The sequence below is a fragment of the Ensifer meliloti genome (assembly GCF_030064585.1).
Lineage (GTDB): Bacteria > Pseudomonadota > Alphaproteobacteria > Rhizobiales > Rhizobiaceae > Sinorhizobium > Sinorhizobium meliloti.
Window position 1 is genome coordinate 1,342,054 of record NZ_CP120364.1, and the last position, 19,428, is coordinate 1,361,481.

The 19,428-nt window shown below is 62.6% G+C and carries 15 protein-coding genes and 2 pseudogenes; 10 read left to right on the top strand and 7 right to left on the bottom strand.

Annotation, left to right across the window (positions count from 1 at the left end; translation table 11 throughout):
- The gene (locus PZL22_RS06195; protein WP_284718273.1) at positions 1–1,071 is read right to left on the bottom strand and encodes a LacI family DNA-binding transcriptional regulator; all 1,071 of its coding nucleotides are present in this window, start codon (positions 1,069–1,071) and stop codon (positions 1–3) included.
- Between the two features lie 268 nt (positions 1,072–1,339).
- Between PZL22_RS06195 and PZL22_RS06200 the strand changes: the two genes are divergently transcribed.
- From PZL22_RS06200 to PZL22_RS06230, 7 genes are all read left to right on the top strand, one after another.
- Entirely contained in the window at positions 1,340–2,332 is a 993-nt protein-coding gene (locus PZL22_RS06200) for an autoinducer 2 ABC transporter substrate-binding protein (RefSeq protein ID WP_284718274.1), read from the top strand.
- Between the two features lie 108 nt (positions 2,333–2,440).
- Positions 2,441–3,970 (top strand): sugar ABC transporter ATP-binding protein, encoded by a 1,530-nt coding sequence (locus tag PZL22_RS06205; RefSeq protein ID WP_284718275.1) that lies wholly within the window; start codon positions 2,441–2,443, stop codon positions 3,968–3,970.
- A complete protein-coding gene (locus PZL22_RS06210) occupies positions 3,963–4,964 on the top strand; it encodes an ABC transporter permease (RefSeq protein WP_284718276.1) in 1,002 nt (333 codons plus the stop codon). The genes PZL22_RS06205 and PZL22_RS06210 overlap by 8 nt, the downstream gene beginning before the upstream one ends.
- Entirely contained in the window at positions 4,961–5,959 is a 999-nt protein-coding gene (locus PZL22_RS06215) for an ABC transporter permease (protein ID WP_284718277.1), read from the top strand. The genes PZL22_RS06210 and PZL22_RS06215 overlap by 4 nt, the downstream gene beginning before the upstream one ends.
- Positions 5,960–5,961: 2 nt before the next feature.
- Positions 5,962–6,810, top strand: a complete 849-nt coding sequence (locus tag PZL22_RS06220) for a sugar phosphate isomerase/epimerase family protein (protein WP_284718494.1) — start codon at positions 5,962–5,964, stop codon at positions 6,808–6,810.
- A 46-nt stretch (positions 6,811–6,856) separates the two neighbouring features.
- Complete coding sequence (locus PZL22_RS06225; protein ID WP_284718278.1) at positions 6,857–8,329, top strand: FGGY-family carbohydrate kinase; 1,473 nt, start codon at positions 6,857–6,859, stop codon at positions 8,327–8,329.
- Positions 8,322–9,017 (top strand): class II aldolase/adducin family protein, encoded by a 696-nt coding sequence (locus PZL22_RS06230; protein WP_127515831.1) that lies wholly within the window; start codon positions 8,322–8,324, stop codon positions 9,015–9,017. The genes PZL22_RS06225 and PZL22_RS06230 overlap by 8 nt, the downstream gene beginning before the upstream one ends.
- Positions 9,018–9,306: 289 nt before the next feature.
- Here the strand turns inward: PZL22_RS06230 and PZL22_RS06235 are convergent.
- Together PZL22_RS06235 and PZL22_RS06240 are read right to left on the bottom strand one after the other, a co-directional pair.
- Positions 9,307–10,045: pseudogene (locus PZL22_RS06235) on the bottom strand (DUF899 family protein).
- Positions 10,046–10,249: 204 nt separating this feature from the next.
- Positions 10,250–10,828 (bottom strand): cysteine hydrolase family protein, encoded by a 579-nt coding sequence (locus PZL22_RS06240; RefSeq protein ID WP_033048322.1) that lies wholly within the window; start codon positions 10,826–10,828, stop codon positions 10,250–10,252.
- A 451-nt stretch (positions 10,829–11,279) separates the two neighbouring features.
- On the opposite strand from PZL22_RS06240, the gene PZL22_RS06245 reads away from it, so the two are divergent.
- The 3 genes and pseudogenes from PZL22_RS06245 to PZL22_RS31570 all read left to right on the top strand — a co-directional run.
- The gene (locus PZL22_RS06245) at positions 11,280–11,525 is read left to right on the top strand and encodes a DUF1127 domain-containing protein (protein WP_284718279.1); all 246 of its coding nucleotides are present in this window, start codon (positions 11,280–11,282) and stop codon (positions 11,523–11,525) included.
- A gap of 50 nt (positions 11,526–11,575) precedes the next feature.
- Positions 11,576–13,285: a PgaA family protein gene (locus PZL22_RS06250; protein ID WP_284718280.1), complete on the top strand. Its 1,710-nt coding sequence runs from the start codon at positions 11,576–11,578 to the stop codon at positions 13,283–13,285.
- 38 nt (positions 13,286–13,323) lie between these two features.
- Positions 13,324–13,435, top strand: a pseudogene (locus tag PZL22_RS31570) (YybH family protein); the annotation flags it as partial.
- 166 nt (positions 13,436–13,601) lie between these two features.
- Here the strand turns inward: PZL22_RS31570 and PZL22_RS06255 are convergent.
- From PZL22_RS06255 to PZL22_RS06270, 4 genes are all read right to left on the bottom strand, one after another.
- On the bottom strand, positions 13,602–15,212 hold the full coding sequence (locus PZL22_RS06255; RefSeq protein WP_284718495.1) for a GMC family oxidoreductase: 1,611 nt from the start codon (positions 15,210–15,212) through the stop codon (positions 13,602–13,604).
- Between the two features lie 8 nt (positions 15,213–15,220).
- Complete coding sequence (locus tag PZL22_RS06260; protein WP_284718281.1) at positions 15,221–16,750, bottom strand: FGGY-family carbohydrate kinase; 1,530 nt, start codon at positions 16,748–16,750, stop codon at positions 15,221–15,223.
- Between the two features lie 30 nt (positions 16,751–16,780).
- Positions 16,781–17,623, bottom strand: coding sequence for a class I fructose-bisphosphate aldolase (locus PZL22_RS06265; protein WP_003526491.1), 843 nt, complete (start codon positions 17,621–17,623; stop codon positions 16,781–16,783).
- Positions 17,624–17,687: 64 nt separating this feature from the next.
- Positions 17,688–19,421, bottom strand: a complete 1,734-nt coding sequence (locus tag PZL22_RS06270) for a glycerol-3-phosphate dehydrogenase/oxidase (RefSeq protein WP_284718282.1) — start codon at positions 19,419–19,421, stop codon at positions 17,688–17,690.
- Between the last annotated feature and the right edge of the window lie 7 nt (positions 19,422–19,428).

The window sequence follows — 19,428 nt, forward strand, 5'->3', positions numbered from 1 at the left end:
TCATTCCCGCGGCATCTCGCTGTCCATCAGCGCATCGAGCGGACCGGTCAGCGCCGTTCTCGGCGGCACGAGCTGCGGCTCGATTATGTGTATCTGCAAGGATGCTCTCGGTTCCTCGATCACTTCGAAGGCCTTGGCGATCATTCCCTCGATATTCTGCCGGATCATGATGACGGGGAAGGGGAGGAAGGAGGCGAACGGGTCGTAGTCGTAGCATCCGACGACGAGATCCGTGAAATTTTCGAGCGGATGCTCGGCCATGAAACGCAGCAATCCCTCGAAATTTATCGATGAGTTGACGAAGAAGCCGCGTGGCAATTTTCCATGCTGTTCGTAGAAAGCTTCGAAGGCCTTTCGCGCATTGTCGGCGGCATAGCCGGTCGGCCATATGCACTCGTCCGGATCGCTTCCCAGCAGCTCCTGCTTCACCGCCCGAAATCCCCGGATGCGCTCGCGCGTGGCGTGATCATCGCGCCCGCCGAACAGGTAGAGATCGTCGGGCTCGAGCGGCCGCTCGGCGGGGAAGTGGCGGATTATCGCCTCGGTCAGGAGACGGCCGCCTTCGAAATTGTCGCTGATGACCGACGGCACTTTCGTACCGGGGAGATCGATGTTGATATGCCTCAGGCCGGCCGCTTCGCAGACCTCGTGCACGCCATCGGGATCCGTCGCTCCGCAGATGAACAATTCGTCGATGGAATAGGAGATCAGCGTTTCGGCCGTCCTGCGCTCCTCCTCCGGGTCGCGGCTGGCACTGACGACGATAGGACATTGACCCTTGCTGCGCACATGAGCCTCGAAGGTCTGGGCGAGCGAGGAAAAGTAGCGATTGTCGTGCACGGGCAGGAGCAGGCCGACGAGGCCGGAGCGGGAGCTGCGCAAGCCCCGCGCTTGCCGGTTTGCAGTGTACTGATGCGTTTCGGCGAGGCTTCGGATGAGCTCCGCGGTGCTTTCCTTGATCCGTCGCTTGCGCCACGTGCCGTTCAGCACCGAGCTGACGGTGGAGGGCGAGCTCCCGGACAGCACCGAAAGATCATAGATGGTCGCCTTCTTCCTGCCGCCGTTCGTCATCTGACCTCCTCCAACTCCGAAAAACGATGCACGTTTCCTGGAATTGCTCTAGTTCCGATTTCGGCTTGACGTAAGATTAACTCTGAACGATAGTCATTGCACCATCGATTGTGCAAAAAAGAAATAACGATTGTGCAAATCGTAGGTGCCGTCTGAGGAGGCGGCCGTCAGCGGCGGGATATTCCCTCCCGTCCAAGAGAATTGAGCTGGAGGCCGGCGCATGACGCGCCCGGGAGCGTTCCCTTGGGGGAACATGTGGAGGAGAGACATGATCAGGAAAATTCTTGCCGCCGCACTGGCGGCGTCGCTTTCGCTTGCGGGTGCCTATACCGCCGCTGCGCAGGATGCGGGCAAGGTCGGTGTCGTCGTCAAGATCGGCGGCATACCGTGGTTCAACGCCATGGAGGCCGGTATCAAGGAACGCGGCGAAAAGCTTGGCGTCGACGCTTTCATGGTCGGGCCGACCAGTGCCGACCCGGCACTGCAGGTTCGCGCGATCGAAGACTTGATCGCCCAGAACGTCAAGGTCATCGGCGTCGTTCCCAACGACGCTGAGGTGCTGGAGCCGGTCCTCACCAAGGCCAGGGAAAAGGGCATCATCGTCATCACGCATGAATCGCCCAGCCAGAAGGGCGCGGATTGGGATTTCGAGCTCGCGTCCGCTACCGGCTTCGGTGAGGCGCATGCAAAGCTGCTTGCGGAGAAAATGGGCGGCAAGGGCGAATATGCCGTCTTCGTAGGCTCGCTGACCGTGCCGCTGCACAATGCCTGGGCCGACGCAGCAATTGAATACATCAAGAAGAACCATCCCGAGATGACGCTTGTCGGCGATCGTTATGGCGTCGCAGAGGATGTGGACAAGAGCCGTTCGACGGCTCTCGACCTAATCTCCGCTCATCCGAATCTCAAAGGCTTTCTTGCCTTCGGAAGTCAGGGGCCGATCGGTGCCGGGCGCGCCATCGAGGAGCGCCGCAAGGTCGGCGAGATCTTCGTTCTCGGGCCCTTCTCGCCCGGTCAGGGCCAGAAGCTCATCAGGTCCGATGCGATTTCCGGCGGCTTCATGTGGAATCCCAAGCAGGCCGGCGAAGTCTTCGTGACGCTCGCCCACAAGCTCATGAAGGGCGAGGAAATCAAGGACGGCGAGGAAATCGAAGGTCTCGGCGTGATCCACCCCGACTTCGAAAATCGTAACATCATCGTCGACCAGCTCGTGCCGATCAACAAGGAGACGGTCGCCGACCTCGCCGCGATGGGTCTCTGAACGGACTGAAGTGGGGCGGGAGCCAAGTGCATCCCGCGCCACCAACGGGTTCTCCCGGCTGCTGGGCCGGCTCCGGCCGGCCTGGCAGATCCTCTGGAAACACCATCGATGGGCCTCGACAGCATGCACCAGTCGGCAAGCGCGGCGAGCACGGACAAGCCGCTTCTGTCTCTTCGCAACATCAACATGACCTTCGGCGGCGTCAAAGCACTGAAGAATGTGAGCTTCGAGGTGCGCCCGGGCGAGGTCCATTGCCTCGCCGGAGAGAACGGCTGCGGCAAGAGCACGCTCATCAAGGTGATCACGGGTGTCTATCGCCCCGCGGAGGGGGCGGTGATCGAATATGACGGCGAAACCTATCCGCATATGTCGCCGGTTACGGCACAGGACCGCGGCATTCAGGTCATCTGGCAGGATCTTGCGCTTTTCCCGGAAATGAGCGTCGCGGAAAACATCGCCTTCCACGAGGTGCTCGGCGACCGGCCGCGGCTGGTGGATTACGGCCGCATGCGCAGGATCGCGGTCGATGCGCTGGGCCGCCTCGGCATCACGCTCGACGTCGACCTGCCACTCAAGGAATATGCGATCGCCCAGCGTCAGATCGTGGCGATTGCCCGGGCGCTCGTCGGTGAGGCGAAGCTGGTCTTCATGGACGAGCCGACCGCGTCGCTGACGCAGTCGGAGACGGACCATCTGCTCGAAATCGTCCGCAGCCTGTCCGCCTCCGGCGTCGCGGTCGTCTTCGTCAGCCACCGGCTTGCCGAGGTACTGGAGATTTCAAGCCGGATCACGGTCCTGCGCGACGGCGCGCTGGTCGGGGTCTACCCCGCTGCCGGCATGACGCAGTCGAAAATCACCGAACTCATGACCGGCAAGACCTTCGATCAGCACGTCCGCTCGCGCCCGAAGGAGGACCAGCCCGCCGTGCTCGAGGTTCGTGGCCTCACCAGGCCGGGCGACTTCGAAGACATTTCGCTGACCGTTCGCCGCGGCGAAACGGTCGGCATAACCGGTCTGCTCGGGGCAGGCCGGACCGAGCTGGCGCTCGCCCTTTTCGGCATGCTCAAGCCCGCCTCGGGGACGATCAGCATCGAGGGCCGGGAGGTCCGCTTCGGCTCGAACCGCGAGGCGATCAGTGCCGGCGTCGCCTATCTGTCGGAGGACCGGTTGTCACTCGGGCTCATCCAGCCGCAGCCGATCGCCGATAATCTGGTTATCGCCTCGCTGCGCAAGATTCTCTCCGGTGGTCTTCTTTCCGAAGACCGCAAACGAAGTCTCGTCTCCCGCTGGATCGACGATCTCGGCGTCAAGATCGGCCATCAGGCTGACGCGATATCGACGCTTTCCGGCGGCAACCAGCAGCGCGTGGCGATCGCCAAATGGCTTGCCACCGATCCCAAACTGTTGATCCTCGATTCACCCACAGTCGGCGTCGACGTCGGGGCACGGGCCGGGATCTTTGACATCGTTGCCAAGCTCGCTGAGAGCGGGCTTGCGATTATCCTGATCTCGGACGAGGTGCCGGAAGTCTATTTCAACGCCGACCGTGTCCTGCACATGGCCCAAGGCCGCATCGTCGGAACCTATGATCCGCGCCAGTCGCGGCTGGAAGAGATCGAGGCGGCCGTCTATGCGTAGCTTGATCCGCACTCACGCGACGGAATTTTCGCTGCTGGCGGTGATCGTCGTCATCAGCGCCGTGCTCTCCTTCGCAACGGCGAATTTCTTCTCGCTCGGCAACGCTTTCGATCTCCTGAACATCAGCGCCGTCAACATCATCTTCGCTGTCGGCCTGTTGGTGGTGCTGATCGCCGGCGGCATCGATATCTCCTTCGCCGTGGCCGCTTCCGTCGTCCAATACGGCACGGCGATCGCGCTCGGCTGGATCGGCGGCGGCGGTTGGATCTCCGGGCTTCTCATCGCCGGCTCGCTGGGCGTGCTGCTCGGCTGCTTCAACGCCTTTCTGATCCACCGCTTCCGGATCATTTCGATCGTCGCCACGATTTCCACCTTCAACATCTATTTCGGATTGCTGATGTTCTTCACCCGGGGCGTGTCGATCTACGACCTGCCCGACTGGCTGACGGACCGCGTGATCCTCTTCGAGCGTGAAATGCCCGACGGTACCTGGATCGAGATCACGCTTCCGGTTCTCGTCATGATCGTCTGCGTCGTTGCCACATGGACGCTGATCACGCGTACCACGACCGGCCGCCAGCTTTACGCCTTCGGCGACAATCCGGAAGGCGCCCGACGCTTCGGCATCAATATCGGTGCCATGCAATTCATTGCCTTCGGCTGGCTTGGCCTCATGGCCGGCATCGGCGGTCTCATCCAGGCGCATTATGCTCAGGAAGTCGTGCCAAACGCGCTTTATGGCCGCGAACTCGACGTGCTCGCCGCGGTCGTGCTCGGCGGCGCGCGCCTCGGCGGCGGCAAGGGCACCGTGCTCGGTTGCGTGCTCGGCGTGCTTCTGATTTCGATCACTCAGAACGGACTAAACCTGATGGGCGTATCGCCCTTCGCCTTCAAGATGATCATCGGCGCCATCATCCTGATCGCCATCACGCTTTCCAACACGCGGATCGAGCGCCTGCTGCCTTTTGTCGGTCAGAAGGGAACTGGACGATGACCACAGTCTTCGAAAGGATCAAGGCCGTCATAGGGCCGGAAATGGCCGGTCCGGGGCTCGCCTTCGTCGCTGTCGTGCTCGTCTTCGGGATCGCCTCCCCGCAATTCCTGAGCGCCGCGACCTTTGGCTCCGTCGCCTTCCAGCTGCCGGAACTCGGCCTCCTGACGCTTGCCATGCTGCTGCCGATCCTGACCGGCGGCCTCAATCTCGCAATTACCTTCACCGCCAATCTTGCCGGACTGACTCTCGCCTGGGTTCTCAAGGCGAACGGAGGGGCAGACGCGGGTTTCGGCATCTTCCTCGTCGGCTCCCTCCTTGCCGTGATGGTCGGTGCGGCAAGCGGAGTCGTCATGGGCCTGGTGATCGCGTTCACACGCGCCCATCCGATCCTCGTCTCCCTGTCGATGATGATCTTCCTGCGCGGCCTCGGCGAGTTCCTGACGCGCGGGGGCGACATCTCCGGCTTCCCGCCCTTCGTCGGCGTGATCGGCCATGGCTCCGTCGCCGGCATTCCCGTGCCGCTGATCGTCTTCGTCGTCTGCGTGCTCGCCTGGCATCTGCTTCTCGGCCGGACAAAGCTCGGCTTCAACACCTATATGATCGGCTCGAACCTCGAGGCCACGCGCTATTCAGGCATCAACACGCGCAAGGCGATCGTGCTCGTCTACACGCTTTCCGGGGTCATGTGCGCGATCGCCGGCATCATCATGCTGGCACGCTTCAATTCGGTGCGCATCGGCCATGGCGAGTCCTACCTGCTGATCACGGTGCTCGCGTGCTTCCTCGGCGGCGTCAATCCGTTCGGGGGCTTCGGCCGGGTGATCCCCGTCTTCGTCGCGCTGGTGGTGCTGCAGCTTCTTTCGTCCGGGCTCAATCTCATCGGAGCCAACCAGCATCTCGCGACCGCCGTCTGGGGCATCCTTCTCGTCGGCGTGATGATTCTGCGTTGGGCCGTTTCCAGGATCAAGATTTCAATTGTCAGAAGAGGATCATGACGATGCAGGGTTTTGGCGTACATACAAGCATGTGGACAATGAACTGGGACCGTCCCGGCGCCGAACGGGCGGTAGCCGCAGCGGTCAAATACAAGGTCGATTTCATTGAGATCCCGATGCTAAATCCGCCTGCCGTCGACACGGAGCACACCCGTGCCCTCCTCGAGAAGAACCGTCTGCGCGCGGTCTGCTCGCTCGGCCTGCCGGAACGGGCCTGGGCCTCGGTTCGGCCCGAGGCGGCGATCGACCATCTGAAGATCGCGATCGACAAGACTGCCGATCTCGGCGGCGAGGCGCTGTCGGGCGTTATCTATGGCGGGATCGGCGAGCGCACCGGCGTGCCGCCGACCCTAGAGGAGTATGACAACATCGCCCGCGTGCTGCAGGCTGCGGCCAAGCACGCCAAGTCGCGCGGCATCGAGCTTGGCGTCGAAGCCGTCAACCGCTACGAGAACCACCTGATCAACACCGGCTGGCAGGCGGTCAAGATGATCGAGCGGGTCGGAGCGGACAACGTCTTCGTGCACCTCGATACCTATCACATGAACATCGAAGAAAAGGGTGTCGGCAAAGGTATCCTCGATGCCCGCGAGCACCTGAAATACATCCATCTTTCCGAAAGCGACCGCGGCACGCCGGGCTACGGTACGTGCGGCTGGGACGAGATTTTCTCGACGCTTGCGGCGATCGGCTTCAAGGGCGGCCTCGCCATGGAAAGCTTCATCAACATGCCGCCGGAAGTGGCTTATGGCCTCGCCGTCTGGCGCCCGGTCGCAAAGGACGAGGAAGAGGTGATGGGCAACGGCCTGCCGTTCCTGCGCAACAAGGCCACGCAGTACGGCCTGATCTGAAGGAGGTTGCAGCGAAGACGGTCGGGGAGAAGAAACGGTGGATGCGATGAACGATCGAGACAGCGGTGCGGCTCCGGTCGCGGTTCTCGACGTCGGCAAGACCAACGTCAAGCTGAGCGCGGTCGGGGCCGACGGGACGGTGGCGGAGACGATCAGCGTCCCCAATCCCGTCCTCCCCGGGCCTCCCTGGCGCCACCACGACCTCACGAAGCTAAGCGAATGGGTTTTCGAGACGCTGGCGGCTCTGTCGCGGCGCCATGAACTCGCCGCCGTCGTCGCGGCCGGGCACGGCTCCGGCGGCGTTCTGACGGGTGCGGATCCGGACGTGGGCGATGCCGCCGCGCTCCCGATGGTCGATTACGAGCAGCCGTTGCCGCCGGATATCCGCGACGGCTATATCCCGCTTGCCGGTACGTTTCTCGACCGCGGCAGCGCGACCATGCATGGCGCGACCCATCAGGCCCGCCAACTCTATTGGATGGAGGAGCGCGAACCGGATGCTTTCGGGAAAGCGCGCTGGTATCTCGGCCTGCCGCAATATTGGGCTTGGCGGCTTTCCGGCGTCGCCGCGTCGGAAGCGAGCTTTCTCGGGGCACAGTCGCATCTCTGGAATGTCGCCGAAAGGCGCTTCTCACCGATCGTTAGTGCCCGCGGCTGGGAGCGGCTGATGCCGCCATTCTCGAAGGCCTGGCAGAAGCTTGGGCCGATCCGACCCGAACTCGTCCGGAGGTTCGGGCTGCCGGCAGATGTGAGCGTCCTCACGGGCGGCCACGACAGCAGCCTCAATCATTATCGCTATCACGCTGCGGGCTTGCGGGATTTCACGGTGATCTCGACCGGCACCTGGATCGTCGGCTTTTCACGCTCGACACCCATCGAGCGCCTCGACGAGCACCGGGGCATGACGCTGAACAGCGACGTTTTCGGAAATCGCCTTGGCGGGATACTCACCATGGGCGGACGGGAATTCTCCCATATCGCCGGTTCCAATCCGCCGACGGACGACGTCCCCATCGAGGTTCTCGGGCGTCTGGTTGCGCAGCGGACCCTCGCGGCGCCCTCCTTCGGCGACGACGATGGTCTTTTCCCCGGCAGCGCCGGAAGCGGGGGCATACTTGGACCTGCCGCCGAGACGGCAATGGAGCGCAAGGGCCTGGCACTCCTCTATTGTGCGCTGCTGACGGTTGAATGCATCGAGGCGCTTTCCGCGGATCGCCTTATCGTGCTCGACGGCAGCTTCCTGCGCGATCCTCTTTATGCGGGCGTCGTTGCGGCATTGCTTCCTAAGCGCCAGGTGCGATTCAACCTCGACGCTTATGGTGTTGCCGCCGGTGCGGCGCTGCTTGCCGGTCACGAGACGCGTGAGGGGCCGGCGCCGCTTGCCCTCAGCGAGCCCATCGATCTTGCGCGGCTCAATTCCGACATTTCCCGCTACGCCGCCGATTGGCGCGCTGTCGCCCGTGCAGTGCGGGGCAACAGAGATAAATTCCGGAACACGAAAGGAAATCTTCATGGCTGAGACGGACAAGCTGGCACTCCGGCGGGAAATGGTGGACATCTGCCGGCGGATGAATTCGAGCGGCATCAACCAGGGCACGGCCGGCAATCTTTCCGTCCGCACCGATGACGGCTTCCTCATCACGCCGTCCTCCATGCCCTATGAAACGATGCAACCGGACGACCTGGTGGAAATGGGCCTCGACGGCACCTATGTGGGCCATCGGCCCTCATCGGAGTGGCGCTTTCATCGCGACATTCTGCGCGCGCGCACGGATATCGACGTGGTACTGCATTGCCACTCAATCTACGCGACGACACTCGCCTGCCATCACAGGACCATTCCGAGTTTTCACTACATGACGGGGATTGCCGGCGGCACGACCATCCGCTGCGCCGAATATGCGACCTTCGGCACGCAGGCCCTGTCGGACAACGCGCTTGTCGCGCTTAAGGACCGTTTGGCCTGCCTGCTCGGGCAGCACGGTCAGATATCGCTCGGCAAAACGCTGGAACAGGCATTGTGGCTCGCGATCGAAGTCGAGACGCTGTCGCGGATCTATGTCCAGGCCCTGACGCTCGGCGAGCCGCCCATACTGCCGGATGACGAAATGGAGCGGGTGATCGCCCAGATGCGGCGCATGAGCTATGGCCAGGCGCCGGATCCGGAGGGAGTGAACGACGTGGCGCGGCCGCGCAGCGCCTCGTGAGGCCGGGCAGAGGGTGGCCGCTCCGCGTGGGTGCTCTCCCTCGCCCTTCAGGCGCGGGCGGTACTCAAGTTTGAGCTTATTCAGAGGGTTCGATGGTTTCCTTCTTGCAGAACGCATCATTCGGCTGGCGCCTAGCCACGGCACTTTGCAAAATAGGAACACAGTTAAAAGTCGTTCGTGAAGATGCGCTCTCGCGGCGGGTATAACGCGTTCGCCGGTGACAGCCGCCCTCTCAATCAATAGCCCTCTTTGCGAGGTCATGAGAATAGCATCTCGGCAATGCGGGCTGTTAACCTTGGTAGTCGAACTGTTCGTCGGTATTCGGCCGCCCTCCGGGAGTGAGGTCCAAGAGGGTCCACATCGGCTCGACAGTGCCCAAATGTCGTGGATCTTGCCCCGGCTCGGCCGGATAGAACAACAGTTCAGAGGCCCAGCTCAACCTAATTAGCCCGTCCGCGCCTTTGTAAAACACGGTAAGGATCGGCAATTGCTGGCCCTCCGTGTCCTCGCCGTGATAGTCGCGTTTGAAGCTATTGTTCGCGGCAGAAAGGAGCTTCAGATTGCGCCAGCCCCGATGAGCCGCAAAGGCCGCAACCTGGTCTATCGGCGCCTTTGCAACAGCCGCGATGTTTGCTCCCAGACCCTCTATGTGCGGCACCGCTCCCTCCCAGTTGTCGAGTAGGGCAGTACAAGATGGGCACGGCCCATCTTCAATCGGCGCCTCTGCCATCGGCCCGCTGTTCGGTTTGGCCCGCTTATCACCGCGATGGCGAGGGAACATGTAATGGTAGAGGATCAAGACATCGGTGCCGGGCCGAAACAGTTCGGAGAGTCGCACCTTCGCCGATGTCCCCTTTCCGTCAATGTGGTCGAATTCATAGTCCTCGGGAACGACCCCGCCCGGGGGGGAGCGCTCGGATCTCTGCGGCCACCGATTCCATTTCGCGCCTGAGTGCTACTTCGCGCTGCAGTAGCTTGTCGCGAGCGGTGCGATATTCCGAACTTTCGTTGGGAAACGTTATGCCCATGGGACCCACTCCATTGAAGTGATGAGCCGGAGTGTAACACAGCTTAGGGAGTCCCGCTCAGCCGGCTGGTTGGTTCGCCGGACGGCCGTCGTGCCGCAATACTGCGGTCAAGACCGTTCACCACCCCGGCGCCCGATTTGCTTAGTTCGTCCTTCTAAAATCGCCTAGGAACCTAGGAACAGCGCTGCTCGTTTCGCGCAGGCTCTAAAATGACGATAACCACTCCTCGGTGTTCATAACCTCCACTTGAACTGAGAAGCGCTTGCTGAGAAGTTCCAACGATGCATCGTGCGTTTGATCGGTCGCACTACATACCGCGTCCTTCAGTAGGATAATCTTATAGCCGAGATCGATAGCCCCAAGCGTCGCGGCCAGCACGCAGATGTCCGTCTCGCCTCCTGTTACGACCAACGTGCCGATATCCTGATGAAGTAAGGCGCTATGCAGGCGACCACTCGTCCAGGGCGAATAAGTGCTTTTGTCAAAAATGCGCGCTGGCGGAACCAATCTTTTCAGGTCCGGAACTAGATCCACCAGAACCGGGTCAAGTTGGGTGGTCGTCATCATCGGCCATTTCTCGTAGTACGCCCGCCACATGCCTGGCAGTTCCTCAGGAGCGGACGGCGGCACAAAACGCGTGAATATCGTGCGCTCCGGAAACCGGGCTGCAATTTCGACGACCTGATCGAACACCTTCGGCATCCAGGTAACTTGCCAAGGGGTGTCCTCGGCGAACATGCGCTGCATATCTATACACAGATGCGTCCATCTTTCTGGATTCATTTCCTACGCCGCGTCCTTATTCCGAGAGCGAGCCTGAGAGCGAACATGACGGTAAGAACTCCAAGAGAGGAGTGGAGTTCCAGCTCTCACGGACCGGCCAGGCGCGCGAAATATACTGATGCTCTCCGTGTGTGGGCCTGAGGACAGGAAAAATACGTAAAGCTCCGTCGCGCAACGTCGCCTCGACTTGGCCTGGGCACCACGGCTGCGCGGTTGCGTGGGCGGCTGAGGCGGCGCCAAGGCTGTTCCTGTTACTTCCGGAACTGCCGCAGTGGCTCAGTCCGGGTATGCAGTAACAAATGATGGCGCGTGCGGGCTGAACGAGGATGGCGCGCGGGCTGGACGAGCTTTTGCCACCACATCCGCAACAACAAGGCGGGGGCCCTGTCGCAAAAGCCGCACTGGTGAGTGTCCACCGACAGGCCGACACTCAGACCAAGAGGGAAGCAGCATGTCTAAGACCTCCTTCAATATCAATCCGTCGGCCTTTCTGACCACGGCGCTAAGCACAGCATTCTTGAACTGCGCGGCACAGGTGGCGGAGGCAACCCGCCGTCGCCGGCAAACCACTCGTGCACGCGGGTGCGCGCTGCAGGAAATGCCGGATCATATTCTCAAGGACATCGGCGTGACGCGTTTCGAAATTGAATACCTCGTCAAATCTGGGCGAGCCTGTAGATGGCGCCAGAGCGAGTGAAGCGGGCGAATGCCACCGTCCCTGTCAGGTCGAAACCATTGAGAATGACCATGAAAACGCACCTTCTCTCCAGCGCTCTGTCCGTAGCGATCCTCTTCGGGGCCGCTCCGGCCCTTGCCCATGACGCGAAATACCACCTGGCGAAGAACACCGAACTGAAACAGTTCAGCGGCAACCAGCTTCCGACGCCAGCTACCCAGGGGGCACAGGTGCCTCTGTGGCCAAGTTTAACCGGGCATCGTTCCGCCGCCTCTACCGCCAGCAAAGATGCGCAGGCTTACGTCGACCAGGCGATGATGCTGAGCTTCGGTTTCAACCATGCCGAGGCTGCCCGCAGCTTCAAGCAAGCTCAGAAGCTTGACCCATCTTGCGCGATTTGTTTCTGGGGCGAAGCGCTCGTGCTCGGCCCGAACATCAACGCACCGATGGATCCCGACGCGAATGCTGTGGCATTGGCCGCGGTGACGAAAGCCGTGGCCCTGGCGCCCAACGCGTCTCCGCGTGAGCAGGCGTTGATCGCCGCCCTGGCCCGCCGCTATGCTCCAGACACCGAACGTACAGTTCTCGACCAAGCCTATGCAGAGGCCATGGCTGAAGTCGCAGGCAAGTTTCCGAAGGACGACGATATCGCCGTTCTTTATGCAGAGGCGTTGATGGACCTGAACCCTTGGGATTACTGGACCGACGCCGGCGCAAAACCGAAGGGAAAGACTGCGGCGATCATCTCGACGCTTGAGCGGGTGCTGGCGCGCAACCCTGACCATGTTGGCGCGATCCATCTCTACATCCATGCCGTCGAGGCTTCGACTTCGCCCGAGCGGGCGGAGCGGCACGCCGATCGCCTGGCGAAGATGGATATCGGAGCCGGTCATCTGGTTCACATGCCCTCTCACATTTACTACCGGGTCGGGCGTTTTGCGGATTCGCTTGCGGTCAATCGCCGTGCGGTCGCAACGGATGAGTCTTTCTTTCAAGCGGTGGCGCCTGAGGGGCTCTATGCCGGCGGGTACTATCCACACAACATCCACTTCCTGCTGGTTTCGGCACAAATGGCCGGCGACGGCCCGACTGCCATCGAGGCGGCGCAGAAGCTCTCAGGGGTAATTTCGGACGAGCTCGCGCGCGCCGCACCTGCGTTCGTTCAGCCGATCAAGGCCGCGCCCCTATTCGCGCATGCACAGTTCAGCGATCCGCAAACGATCCTCGCAGTTGCGCGTCCGACCGGCGACTTCCCATTCGTCGATGCCGCCTGGCATTATATGCGCGGGGTTGCTCAAGCTGGGCGCGGTGACCTTGATGCTGCTCGATCCGAAGAAGCGGCAATTGCCGAAATCGCCCGATCGGCTGACTTGAGTGCGCTAGAGGATGGCGGAATGCCCGCTGCTGACGTACTGGCAATAGCCCGGCACGTCCTTACCGCCCGGATTGCGCAGGCAGGTGACGATTGGCCGGCTGCCGCTCGCGCATTCGCGGATGCCAAGAAAGTGGAGGATCGCCTTTCATATATGGAGCCGCGCCACTGGTACTACCCGATCGGGCAGTCGCTCGGAGCGGCTCTGTTGCGCGCCGGCGATCTCGATGGCGCGGAAAATGCCTTTAACGAGAGCCTCGTCCTTGCTCCGAACAATGGTTGGGCCCTGTTCGGCCTAAGCGAGGTCTATCGCGCACGCGGCGACGAGGTCTTGGCAGAAAAAACGTCGCGCCGATGGCGTGATGCCTGGGTAGGCAGCACTTCGATGCTGCGCCTCGATCGGCTTTGACGGTCTCGGCGAGGAACGCACGCCTTTGGCCGCCACGGTCGGCCAAAGGCAAAGACGCCAAAGGTGCTGATCAGCCTTGGGCTGGGGTGCAACCCATGTTTTTGAGAAGCAGGCAGTCGGCAGTCTGAAATCAGGGTTCACACCCTTCAAATGAGAAAGCCAGGTTCCGACGAACTGGTATCGACGCTGGCGGCGCAGTCCCGCAACCCAGCACTATGAAGATAATGCCTCGCACCAATCCATTGAAGCGGGATCAATCCGGGTCCGCGCGGATGAGGACGGGGCGTTAGGTTTGCCTGGGTTCCGAAATCGGGATCTACTGTCGCAGGATCGCCTCGGCCGCCTTTTCCGCAATCATGATGACCGGAGAATTGGTGTTGCCCGAGACGATGGTCGGCATGATCGAAGCGTCGACGACGCGCAAGCCACCAAGACCATGAACCTTAAGCGAAGGGTCGACCACCGCCATCGGATCGCTGCCCATCTTGCAGGTGCCCACCGGGTGGAAGATCGTCGTCGCGATGTCGCCGGCCCGGCGGATAAGTTCATCCTCGCTTTGGAACTCCGCGCCCGGCAGCATTTCTGCCGGCTTGAATCTTGCGATGGCCTTCGTCGCCATGAGATTGCGGGCGTGGCGGATGGCCTGTGCCGCAAGCAACCGGTCGCCGGCGGTGGACAGATAGTTCGGCCGGATGTCCGGCGCGGCCGATGATTCCGCTGTCGTGACATGCACGCTTCCCCGGCTTTCCGGCCTCAGATTGCAGACCGAGACCGTAACGGCCGGGTATCTGTGGAGTGGCTCTCCCAGCCGGTCGGTACTCAGTGGCTGGACATGGTATTCTAGGTCAGGGGTTGCGACAGATGGGCTGCTTTTCGCAAATATGCCGAGTTGGCTCGGTGCCATCGACAGCGGACCGGAACGCCTCAGCATGTATTCGAAGCCCATTCCCATGCGGGAAAGAACGCTGTGATAAAGCTGGTTCAGCGTTTTCGCGCCTTCGATGCGGAAGACGGTGCGGATCTGAAGATGATCCTGCAGGTTTTCGCCAACGCCTGGGAGGTCGTGGACCACCTCTGCTCCGGCTGCCGAGACGATGTCCGGTCGGCCCACCCCGGATAGTTCGAGAATTTTCGGAGAGTTGATCGCGCCTGCAGAGAGGATGACCTCGCGTGTAGCGCGCGCCACCTGGACGCGGCCGTTCAATCGGAAGCGTACGCCCTTCGTGCGGCGGCCGTCGAAGATCAGACGCTCCGTCTCGGCGCCCGTCAGGACCCGGAGATTTGGCCGCTTCATGGCGGGGCGCAGGAAGGCCTTGGTCGTGTTCCAGCGCACGCCGCCTCGCTGGTTCACCTCGAAATAGCCCGATCCCTCGTTGTCGCCGGTGTTGAAATCCTCGGTTTTCGGAATGCCGAGCTCTTCGGCGGCATCGCGAAAGGCGTCAAGGATCGGCCAGGACAGGCGTTGCCGTTCGACCCGCCACTCTCCGCAGGCGCCATGCATCGGCGACTTGCCGCGGAAGTTGTTTTCCGACTTCAGGAAATAGGGCAGGACATCGTCCCAGCCCCAGCCGGTATTGCCGGCCTGGCGCCAGCCATCGTAGTCGGCCGCCTGCCCCCGCATATAGATCATGCCGTTGATCGAAGAACAGCCGCCGAGCAGCTTGCCGCGAGGATAGGGGAGGCTGCGGCCGTTGAGACCGGGTTCCGCGGCCGTCCTCATCATCCAGTCTGTGCGTGGATTGCCCATGCAGTAGAGATAGCCGATCGGCACATGCACCCAGTGATAGCGGTCGCTGCCGCCGGCTTCTAGCAACAGGACCCGGTTTTTCGGATCAGCGGAGAGCCGGTTGGCAAGCACGCAGCCGGCGGAGCCGGCGCCAACGACGATGAAATCGTAACTGCCCGCATCGGCGGTCGTCTCGTCCATATCCGCGTTCACGCCGCAACTCCCGCCGTGATGGCCTGCATTGCCGAAAGCCGTCGCCAGAGCGGAGTCATGACATCCGCAATGTCCCGGTAGAGTGCGTATCGCCGGGCATAATGCGCTTCCAGCGCCCTGTTCGGACGATAGTGCCGCTCGGTTCTCACCATCGCGGCCGCACCCTCGGCGAAGTCGGAGAAAATGCCCACGCCGGTGCCGGCGGCGATTGCCGCCCCCAGGGCGCCCGTCTCACGCGAGCGGGCGACGGAGACCGGCACGCCGAGAACGTCGGCGAATATCTGCGGCCATATGAGGCTGCGCGAACCGCCGCCGGAAAGTACCGCCTCGTCGAAGGCCGCACCTGCTTTCCGCATCGTCTCGATGTGCTGGCGGTGCCCGAAGGCAACGCCTTCGAGAACCGCGCGGACGAGGTGGCCTTTCGTGTGCCAGCCGGCGATCCCGTAGAACCCGGCGCGCGCGCTACCGTCCTGCTGGGCGCCGTAGAGATAGGGGTGGTAGATGGGGTCGTCGGAGGCCGGAGCGTTTGAGGAGGCGAGCTCGCAGCAGAGGTCGAAGGGCGAGCGCCCATCGGACCGCACCTCGGAAAAGAGCTCCCGCACCAGCCATTCGAGGTTTGCGGCGGAGGTCGCGCTGGACTCGATTGCCATGTAGCGATCTCGGTCGAAGGTCGACGACATGAACACCGGTCCCTGGAGCTCCGGGCTTTCGATGATCACCTGATTGATGCTCCAGGTTCCGGCAATGATGGAAGCTGCCCCCGTGCGGGTGACCCCGGAGCCGATCGCCGAGGCGACCACGTCGAAGAGACCGCCGACCACCGGCGTTCCGGCGGCAAGCCCCGTCTCTGCCGCGGCCGCTTCGGTGATGCGGCCCGCGATGTCGGCGCTTTCCACCAGCGGCGGCAGGAGGTCCATGGATTCGCAGAGCCCGTAAGCTGCCATGAGTTCCCGGTCGTAGCGCCGGCCGGCGACGTTGAGCAAACCGCAGCCGGTCATGTCCGAGACGTCGCTGACGCGGGCGCCGGTCAGCCGGTTGACGATGAAATCCTTGCAGAGAAAGACCGTGCCGATACTGGCGAAGACCTCCGGCCGGTGTCGTTTCAGCCAGGCGAGCAGGGTGGGGGTCTGCGAAGGCCAGGGCCGTTGCTGGCCGATCGGATAGGTTCGGTCGCCGACACCGTGCGACGTCCACTCGGCGACAAGCGCCGCCGCCCGGGTGTCGAGCGACTGGATGCCGAGAAGCGGCCGCCCCTCATGGTCAAGCGCGTAGAGCCCGTTGCCATGGCCGGCGCAGCCGATCGCCGCGATCTCGCCGGCGTCGATCCCGGCCTCAGCGACACATGTACGGATGACCCGGCGGGCATTCTCCCAAAGCTCGTCCAGGCCGCGCTCGACATGGCCGGGGAACGGCATCCGGCTGTGCCCTTCCGCCGCGGCCGAAGCGATGTCCTTGCCCTCCCGGTCGAAGATCACCGCCTTGATGACGGTGTTGCCGGCGTCGAGGCCCAAAAGATAGTCTCCCATGCTGAACCCCTCCCAAGGTCCGATATCCGATCAACCTTGACGATACAGAGCGAAAGCCTCTTCGCCGCTCGCATTGTCGTGCACGATCGCCATCAATCCGCGCACCACGGCCTTCGGGTTGGAGTGCTGATAGACGTTGCGCCCATAGACCATGCCCATCGCGCCCTGCTTCATCAAGGCCGCCGACTTGTCGAAGACGGATCTCAGATCCTCCTTGCCGCCGCCGCGAACGAGAACCGGGCAACGCGCCGCTTCGACCACCCGGTGGAATTCGTCCGCATCGGTGGTCGGGTCCGCCTTGACGATGTCGGCGCCCATCTCCCGGGCAAGCCGTGTCAGCGTGACGATCTTGTCGGCATCGCCGTCGACCATGTAGCCGCCATGTTCGGTCACCGGCTGCATGACGAGCGGCTCTATCATCAGCGGCATGCCGTATTTGTCACAATCGGCCCGGACGCGGCCGATGTTCTGCACGCATTGGCGGAAGAGATCCGGTTCGTCCGGCAGCATGAAAAGATTGACGACGACGCAGGCCGCATCCATCGCCAGCGCCCCGATCAGCGGCTCGGCCTCGTTCTGCAGCACCGCCCACATGTCGCGGTGGCGGATGCGGTTATAGGGATTGCCCATGTCGATGCGCATGACGAGCGCCGGCTTGTCCTTGCCGGGCAGATCCTGCAGCAGATCGGCCTGGCCATAATTCATCTGGATCGCGTCGGGCGCCGCCGCGGTGAGTGTCTTCACCACGGTCTCCATGTTTTCGAGTCCGCTCAGGAAGGACGGTTCGTTGCAGACACCGTGATCGATCGCCACGTCGAGGCAGCGTCCGCCGTTGAACAGGCGGTTCATCCGCACCTTGCTATTGGTTCTCATGCTCTTCTCCTTCGTCGTAGGTTGCGCGGCAGCCTGGATCGAGGCCACCGCAACGATTGCGGTATCAACCCGCCGCGACGGCCTTGGCCAATGGAGGCGGCATTCGGGCCGCAAGGGCTTTCTCGTCGACCCCGTGCCGGTCCCGCAGGAGCGCAAGGCACCGGTTCCGCTCACTCAGGCTGCGCGCATCGGACCAGCCCTTCTCCTCCGTCAGCAGTTCGAGCGCAGCGTCGAGAATGGCGAGCGAGAGCGTGCCCGAAATGGCGAGCGTCGTGCGGCGCAAGAGCAGATCGTCCAGATGTTCGACCGCCTCGTTGCGGATCAGGAACAGAAGTTCCCGCATCGTATGACCGGCGCCCGGGATCACGGCATCGCTTCCCTGGCCTATGAAAGCCGCCAGAGCCTCCGCCTCCGTTCCGTAGCGGGAGAACAATTCGGCGACGTGTGGCGGTTGCAGGCCGCAGCGGGCGGCCAAGGCGGCAATCCAGCTTTCGCGATCGGCCGGAAATCGCCGCCCCCCGCCGATGGCGCGGTCGGCCGTCGAGACGCGGCGTGAAAGGCCGAGCCGTTCCAGCGCCGTGTCGGCGGCAAGTTCGCCGAAGGAGCGAAAGGTCGTCCACTTGCCGCCGATCATGCAAAGTACCGGCGTGCCGGCGCTCTCAATCGTGGTGCAGAAATGGTCGCGCGGGATGCGGCCGGTGAAACTGTCGCTGCTGGCGGGCAGCGGTCGCACGCCGGAGAACTGGAAGACGACTTCCTCCTGCCCGATCTCGATACCGGGCAAGACGAAGGCCAGCGATTGCAGGATGTAATCGCGCTCCTCTTCCTCGCATTTGACCGTCCCGGGATCGTCGACCCGGATGTCGGTCGAGCCGACCAGCACCTTGCCGAAATAGGGAAAGAGGATGCAGATGCGGCCGTCCTCGTTCTCGTAATAGATCATGTGATCGCCGAGCGCGTCGCGCAGATGCACATTGTCGATGATGAGATGCGATCCCTTCGTGCCGCCCATCAGCGGGGTGGAGGGGTGATCCGGCGGCAACAGCGCGCCATTCGTGATGTCGATCCAGCCGCCGGTCGCGTTTACGATCAGACTGGGCTCGATCTCGACGCCGACCCCATCGACGCCGTCGGCAATAATGTATTTGCCGACCTCGTTTCGGCGAAGCTCGGCATAGTTCAACGCCGCCGCCTCGGTCGAGGCGGACAGCCCGTCCTGCAACAGCTCCATGCCGATCCGCTCGGGGTGGCTCACCCAGGCATCGTAATAGGTGGCGGAACTGCGTATCTTCGGGTTGAGCGCCGGCCATTTCGCCAGCGTCGCGCGACGGCCGCGGAAGCGGTGGCGTGGCATCAGCGCCCGCTTGCGCGTCAGCAAGTCGTAGATCGAAAGCCCTGCCTTGATCGCGATGGCCCCGCGGCGGCTCGGACGGCGGCTCAAGCCGAGAAAGCGGACGATGCCATTGGCAAGGCCGGAGAATATGTCGAACACGGGAACCGTCGTCGCAAGAGGCGCCACGAGGTGCGGCGCGTTCCTGAGCAGCCGGTCGCGCTCCACGAGCGACTCCTTCACCAGCGTGAACTCGCCGTTTTCGAGGTAGCGCAGGCCGCCATGCACCATGCGCGACAGCGCAGCACTCGCGCCCGAGCAGTAGTCGTGCTTCTCGACGAGCAGGACGCGCACCCCCTGCAGCGCGAGCTCGCGAAAGACACTGAGCCCATTGATGCCGCCGCCGAGGACGCAGACGTCCACCTGCGGGCTCTGGCGGAGCCCGTCCAAAATCTCTGTCCTTGTCATGGGGCGG